This window comes from Mesorhizobium sp. M7A.F.Ca.ET.027.03.2.1 (assembly GCF_003999175.1).
Taxonomy (GTDB): domain Bacteria; phylum Pseudomonadota; class Alphaproteobacteria; order Rhizobiales; family Rhizobiaceae; genus Mesorhizobium.
In genome coordinates, this window is record NZ_RZOM01001292.1 from 1 (window position 1) to 1,484 (window position 1,484).

The following is a 1,484-nucleotide window of genomic DNA, read 5'->3' on the forward strand; positions in this document are numbered from 1 at the left end:
GCCCGACAAAACAGCGATGGTCGGCTGCCTGAGCCGCGCCAGCCGGTCGAAGACGCGGTGGCCGTAGCGTACCCATTGCACCTGGAAATCGGCGGCACTCATCCGCGCCCAGGCCTCGACATCGCCACCGGCGCAAAATCCCTTGCCTTCGCCGCGCAGCAGCACGACGCGGACGCCCTCGGCCATCTCGGCCGCGTCAAGCGCCGTCTCCAACGCGCGCAGCATCGGAATGTCCAGCGCGTTGAATTTCTCCGGCCGGCGCAGCGTGACGACGCCGATGGCGCCGTCGGTTTCAAAGGTGACGAGGTGCTCAGCCATGCGCGCCTCCAAGCGAGGCGCCGCCATTCAGCGACAGGCCTATCGGTTGCTCCTGATAGAGGGCTGCCGGTGTCGTCTTGAGGTCCTTGGCAATGCCCAACAGAATTTCCGACTGCGCCAGCACATCGCGCTGCAGATCGATGCCGGGTGCGAGTTCTGTGACGACCAGGCCCTCCGGCGTCAGCCTCATCACGCAGCGTTCGGTGACATAGGTGATGTCCTGTCCCTGCGCGACTGCGCGCTTGCCCGAAAACGAGATGTGCTCGACTTCGTTGACCACCTTCTTGACCTTGCCCTCCTGATCGATGCGGATGCCGCCATCGGCCAATGAGAGTTTTGCCCCGGCGTTGAAGAAGCCGGAAAACACGATCTTCTTCGCTCGCGCGGTGATGTCGACAAAGCCGCCGGCGCCAGCCGTGACATGCGGGCGCGCCGAAAGCTTCGAGACATTGACCGAGCCATGGCGGTCGATCTGCAGGAAGGACAACAGCGAGGCGTCGAAGCCGCCCGCCTGGAAATAGATGAACTGGTGCGGCGAGGGCATGAAGGCGTCGGCGTTCGACGAACAGCCGAATTTGAAGTCGAGCAGCGGCACGCCGCCGACCGCGCCCTGTTCGATCACCCAGGTAATCTTGCCATGCTGTCCTTCCTCGAGAAGGATGCGCGGGACATTGGCGGAAATGCCGAAGCCGATGTTGACGGCCATGCCGTCGCGCAACTCCATGGCGACGCGGCGCGCGATCACTTTCTGGACGTTCATCTCCGGCGTGCGGAAGCTCGACAGCGGCCGGAAGATTTCTCCGGAGATCGCCGGGTCATAGGGTGTCAGCGTCGTCTGCAACTGGTCGGGCGCGACGACGATATGGTCGACCAGGACGCCCGGCACGCGCACGTCATGCGGTTTCAGCGTACCGTTTTCGACGACGCGCTTGACCTGCGCGATAACGATGCCGCCATTGTTACGGGCGGCGAGCGCCTGTTCGAGGCCACCGAGATAGGCGCCCTCATGCTCGTAGGTGAGGTTGCCGCGCTCGTCGGCTGACGTGGCGCGGATGATCGAGACCTGCGGCACGATGGAGCGGAAATAGAGCCATTCCTCGCCGTCGAACTGCTGCACCGAAACGATCGGCTCGCTGGCGGCGGCGTTCATGGCGCAGCCCTGGTGG

At 64.2% G+C, this 1,484-nt stretch carries 2 protein-coding genes; both read right to left on the reverse strand.

What is annotated here, in order from left to right:
* The coding region (locus EN750_RS33960; RefSeq protein ID WP_145968184.1) for an enoyl-CoA hydratase/isomerase family protein at positions 1 to 318 on the reverse strand (318 nt) is incomplete at its 3' end.
* On the reverse strand, positions 311 to 1,484 hold a 1,174-nt coding region (locus EN750_RS33965), incomplete at its 5' end, for a malonate decarboxylase subunit alpha (RefSeq protein WP_127399250.1). The genes EN750_RS33960 and EN750_RS33965, both read right to left, overlap by 8 nt.